4 protein-coding genes are annotated in these 4,799 nt (G+C 66.4%); 3 read left to right on the top strand and 1 reads right to left on the bottom strand.

Translation table 11 applies throughout. The annotated features are described in order from the left end of the window. Positions 1–41: 41 nt before the first annotated feature. Complete coding sequence (locus O0J15_RS20255; RefSeq protein ID WP_005418411.1) at positions 42–644, bottom strand: TetR/AcrR family transcriptional regulator; 603 nt, start codon at positions 642–644, stop codon at positions 42–44. Positions 645–786: 142 nt separating this feature from the next. On the opposite strand from O0J15_RS20255, the gene O0J15_RS20250 reads away from it, so the two are divergent. The 3 genes from O0J15_RS20250 to O0J15_RS20240 all read left to right on the top strand — a co-directional run bounded on the left by O0J15_RS20250 (position 787) and on the right by O0J15_RS20240 (position 4,720). Then, entirely contained in the window at positions 787–1,704 is a 918-nt protein-coding gene (locus tag O0J15_RS20250) for an alpha/beta fold hydrolase (protein WP_021204705.1), read from the top strand. Further along, entirely contained in the window at positions 1,701–4,178 is a 2,478-nt protein-coding gene (locus O0J15_RS20245) for an acyl-CoA dehydrogenase (RefSeq protein WP_021204706.1), read from the top strand. Before O0J15_RS20250 ends, O0J15_RS20245 begins: the two co-directional genes overlap by 4 nt. A 74-nt stretch (positions 4,179–4,252) precedes the next feature. After that, positions 4,253–4,720, top strand: coding sequence for a hotdog fold domain-containing protein (locus tag O0J15_RS20240; protein ID WP_019660078.1), 468 nt, complete (start codon positions 4,253–4,255; stop codon positions 4,718–4,720). Positions 4,721–4,799 lie beyond the last annotated feature (79 nt).

Genomic DNA, 4,799 nt, shown 5'->3' with positions numbered 1-4,799 from the left:
CCCCCCCCCCCCCCCTTCTGCACTCAACGAAGCAACAACGCTCAACCGTTAGGAATCAGCGTCTCGATCAGGTGCTCCACGTAGGCTTCGAAATCCTCGCGCGCCTGCTTCGGCTGCTGCAGCTGCAACGACAACTGCAGGAAGCCGACATAGGCGGCGTAGGCCAGGCGTGCGCGATGGCGTGCATCGGTCGAGCTGAGCCCTGCCTGGCGGAACGAGGCAACCAGATAGTCGAGGCGACGCTGCGAAACCCGGTCGATCACCGGCCGCACCATCGGATGGTCCAGCGCCTTCAGCAGCTCGCTGTAGATGATGTGCGGCTGCACTTCATGCGCCACCATCTGGAACAGCTGGCGCAGGCGCACACGCGGATCCGGTACGTCTTCCAGGCTGCCGAACACCTGTTCCTGTTCGAACAGTTCCCAGCGCTCCAGCGCCGCCTGCAGCAATGCATCGCGCGAAGGGAAATGCCAGTAGAAACTGCCCTTGGTCACGCCGAGTCGCCGCGCCAGCGGTTCCACCGCAACGGCGCCTACGCCTTGTTCAGCAATCAGGTCGAGGGCCGCCTGGGCCCAGTCTTCGGCACTCAGGCGGCTGTTGCGGCCGGCGCGCGGTTCGCCGGCGGAAGCGTCAGGTTGATTCATGGACTGATTTAACCATACGCCGGGGTTCGTTGCAGTACGCCGTTGCAGGCGAAACCGTCAAAGCCCCCCCCTGGACCCTAACCTGCAACGCACCATACGATGCAGTATTGACTTCCCCCGCAAGCGATCCATACTAGCAAGTATGGTTATGTCCCCTACTCCCGCTGCGTTCCATGACCTGCGCCTGGAGGCCGCCCATGGCGCCCGCCTCGCGGCCACGGCCAGCGAGCACGGTCGTCGTGGTCGCGTGCTGTTCGCGCACGGCTTCGGCCAGACCCGCCACGCCTGGAACGCCACCGCACGCGCCCTGTCTGCGGCCGGCCTGCAGACACTCGCTTACGACGCGCGCGGCCATGGCGATTCAGACTGGAATGCCACCGACCTGCCCTATCACGGCGAACAGTTCGCTGATGACCTGATCGTGCTGGCCGGTGAACAGCCGCGTGCGCCGGTGCTCGTTGCAGCGTCGATGGGCGGGCTGTTCGGCCTGCTGGCTGAGTCGCGCTGGCCCGGCCTGTTCTCGGCGATGGTACTGGTCGACATCACGCCGCGCTGGGATATCGCCGGCGTCGAACGCATCCTCGCCTTCATGACCGCCCATCCCGACGGCTTTGCCTCGCTGGCCCAGGCCGCCGATGTGATCTCGGCCTACATGCCTCACCGCCCGCGCAAATCCGAGCAGTCGCTGCGTGCCTTGCTACGCGAAGACGGACACGGCCGCTGGCGCTGGCATTGGGACCCGCGCCTGGTGGCCGAACTGGCCCGCGACAGCGAGCAGCACCAGGACGCACTGGCCGAGGCCGCGCGCCAGGTGAAGTGCCCGCTGCTGCTGGTCAGCGGCGGCCGCAGCGATCTGGTCACGCCGCAGACCGTGGCCGAATTCCTGGCGTTGGCGCCGCACGCGCGCCATGTACAGCTGCCGCAGGCCACGCATATGGTCGCAGGCGATGACAACGACGCCTTTACCGCTACTGTGTTGGACTATCTGGACGTGTTGCCCGCAGCGGATGCTGCGGCTTCGTCCGCCACAAACGAGCACGTCACCGGAGCACGCTCATGAGCATCGTTCTACCCTTCCTCGCCCTGCTGCTGGCAGGCGCGTTCGTCGCCTACCACCGCATGCGGCTGGTTACCTGGACGCTGATCAGCGTGGCCCTGCTGGTCGCCTGCTGGTTCATCCCCTACGTCAACCAGACCGCTACGATCGTGGCGGCCGCCGTGTTGGCCGTCATCGCCGTGCCGCTGCTGCTGCCGTTCATCCGCAAGCCGCTGCTGACCGGCCCGATGATGAAGGTGTTCCGCAAGGTGCTGCCGCCGCTGTCGCAGACCGAGCGCATCGCGCTGGAAACCGGTTCGGTCGGATTCGAGGGCGAACTGTTCACCGGTGATCCGGACTGGAACATCCTGCTCAACTACCCCAAGCCGCAGCTGACTGCCGAAGAACAGGCCTTCCTTGATGGCCCCGTCGAAGAGTTGTGCGCGATGGTCAACGACTGGGAAATCACCCACGTCCATGCCGACCTGCCGCCGGAGCTGTGGGCCTTCATCAAGAAGAACAAGTTCTTCGGCATGATCATCCCGAAGGAATATGGCGGCCTGGGCTTCTCCGCGCTGGCCCACCACAAGGTGATCCAGAAGCTGGCCTCGGTGTCCTCGGTGGTCAGCTCCACCGTCGGCGTACCCAACTCGCTGGGCCCGGGTGAACTGCTGGTGCATTACGGCACCCAGGAACAGAAGGACCAGTACCTGCCGCGCTTGGCCGATGGCCGTGAAGTGCCCTGCTTCGGCCTGACCGGTCCGTTCGCCGGTTCCGACGCCACCTCGATTCCCGATTACGGCATCGTCTGCAAGGGCGAGTGGAACGGCGAGCAGGTGCTCGGCGTCAAGCTGACCTTCGACAAGCGCTACATCACCCTGGCACCGGTCGCCTCGCTGATCGGCCTGGCCTTCCGCATGTACGATCCCGATGGCCTGATCGGCGATACCCGCGATATCGGCATCACCCTGGGCCTGCTGCCGCGCGACACAGCCGGCGTGGAGATCGGTCGTCGCCACTTCCCGCTGAACTCGACCTTCCAGAACGGTCCGATCCGGGGCAAGGATGTGTTCATCCCGCTGACCCAGCTGATCGGTGGCGCGGCCATGGCCGGCAAGGGCTGGAACATGCTCAACGAGTGCCTGGCCGTAGGCCGCTCGATCACCCTGCCGTCCACCGCCAGCGGTGGTGCCAAGGCCGGTGCGGCCGTCACCGGCGCCTATGCACGCATCCGCAAGCAGTTCGGCCTGTCGGTCGGCCGCTTCGAGGGCGTCGAGGAGGCGCTGGCCCGCATCGGTGGCAAGGCCTACAAGATCAGCGCACTGTCGCAGGCCACCGCCGCGGCGGTCGACCGCGGTGACGTGCCGTCGGTGCCGTCGGCCATCGCCAAGTATCACTGCACCACCATGAGCCGCGAAGTGATCTCGGACATGATGGACGTGATCGGCGGCAAGGGCATCATCCTGGGGCCGCGCAACTTCGCCGGCCGCAGCTGGCAGGCCGCGCCGATCGCGATCACCGTGGAAGGCGCCAACATCATGACCCGCAGCCTGCTGATCTTCGGCCAGGGTGCGATCCTCTGCCACCCATGGGTGCTGAAGGAGATGAAGGCGGCGCAGGATCCGGACACCCGTGCCGGCCTGCAGGAGTTCGACCGCAGCCTGTTCGGCCACATCCGCTACGGCATCTCCAACGCCGTGCGTTCGTTCTGGTTCGGCCTGACCGGCGCGCGCTTCGGCGCCGCTCCGGGTGACGCCTACACCCGCCGCTACTTCCGCAAGCTGGACCGTTACTCGGCCAACCTGGCCCTGATGGCCGACATCTCGATGATGACCCTCGGCGGCAAGCTGAAGTTCAAGGAATCGCTGTCCGGCCGCCTGGGCGACGTGCTGAGCCACGTCTACATGACCAGCGCAATGCTCAAGCGCTACCACGACGAAGGCGCACCGCAGGCCGACCAGCCGCTGCTGGCCTGGGCCTTCCATGACAGCGTGCACAAGATCGAAGAGTCGCTGTCGGCCGCACTGCGCAACTTCCCGATCCGTCCGATCGGCTGGCTGATGTGGGCACTGATCTTCCCGCTGGGCCGTCGTGCCGAGGCGCCGGGCGATCGCCTGAGCCGCCGTGTCGCCGCCCTGCTGATGGCGCCGAACGAAGCCCGCGACCGCCTGGCCAGTGGCGTGTTCCTGACCCCGTGCGAGAACAACCCGGGTGGCCGCATCAACAGCTACCTGAGCAAGGCGATCATGGCCGAGCCGGTGGAGCGCAAGTTCCTCAAGGCGCTGAAGAGCAAGGGCATCGAGGCGCTGGATTTCAAGAGCCAGCTGGACGAGGCCGTGGCCGAGGGCGTGATCACCCAGGACGAGCGCAGCCTGCTGGAAGAGCTGCGTACGCTGACCCTGGACACGATCACCGTGGACGACTTCGACACCCACGAACTGCGCGCGGCCAGCTACTACGACCGCCAGCACAAGGATCCGCATTCGCAGGCGGCCTGATCGCCCGCGACACGCGTTGCCTTCGACGGCGGGCCTGGCCCGCCGTCGCTTTATCCGCCGAACGGGATTCCACCATGTCCACGCCCCTGCTCTCGCTCTATAACCGCCTGCAGCGCTGGCCTGCTGGCAACTGGCTTTTCTCGCGCGCGGTGTGTTTCAAGGCGCCCTACTTCGCCAGCATCGCGCCGTGCATCACCCGCCTGGAACACGGCCGCTGCGAAGGGACGCTGGCCGACCGCCGCAGGGTACGCAACCACATCGGCACGGTGCATGCGATCGCGATGTGCAACCTGGCCGAACTGACCGCCGGGTTGATGGTCGATGCATCGCTGCCGAAGGGCATGCGCTGGATCCCGAAGGGGATGCAGGTGCAGTACCTGGCCAAGGCACGAGGCACGCTGCAGGCGGTGGCGCTGCCGGCACAGCCGATTGTCGTCGCGGCCGAGGGCTATGCGCTGCCGGTGACGGTCAGCGTGCGCGACCGCGCGGGGACGGAAGTGTTCAGCGCGGTCATCGACATGTGGATGTCGCCGGCGAAGTAAGTTCCCGCGAACGGCGCAGCCCCTCGTGGGTGGACGCGGGATGCGGTTTATCGGTTGGGCCGGAGGGGTGGGGCCAGGC

It is taken from the genome of Stenotrophomonas sp. Sm10 (assembly GCF_030985515.1).
Taxonomy (GTDB): Bacteria; Pseudomonadota; Gammaproteobacteria; order Xanthomonadales; family Xanthomonadaceae; genus Stenotrophomonas; species Stenotrophomonas hibiscicola.
This window is presented reverse-complemented; position numbering and strand designations above follow the sequence as displayed.

Excerpts from the sequence above, each read along its gene's own strand:
- O0J15_RS20240 (WP_019660078.1), top strand. The coding sequence starts at position 4,253 with ATGTCCACGCCCCTGCTCTCGCTCTATAACCGCCTGCAGCGCTGGCCT.
- O0J15_RS20255 (WP_005418411.1), bottom strand. The coding sequence starts at position 644 with ATGAATCAACCTGACGCTTCCGCCGGCGAACCGCGCGCCGGCCGCAAC.
- O0J15_RS20245 (WP_021204706.1), top strand. The coding sequence starts at position 1,701 with ATGAGCATCGTTCTACCCTTCCTCGCCCTGCTGCTGGCAGGCGCGTTC.
- O0J15_RS20250 (WP_021204705.1), top strand. The coding sequence starts at position 787 with ATGGTTATGTCCCCTACTCCCGCTGCGTTCCATGACCTGCGCCTGGAG.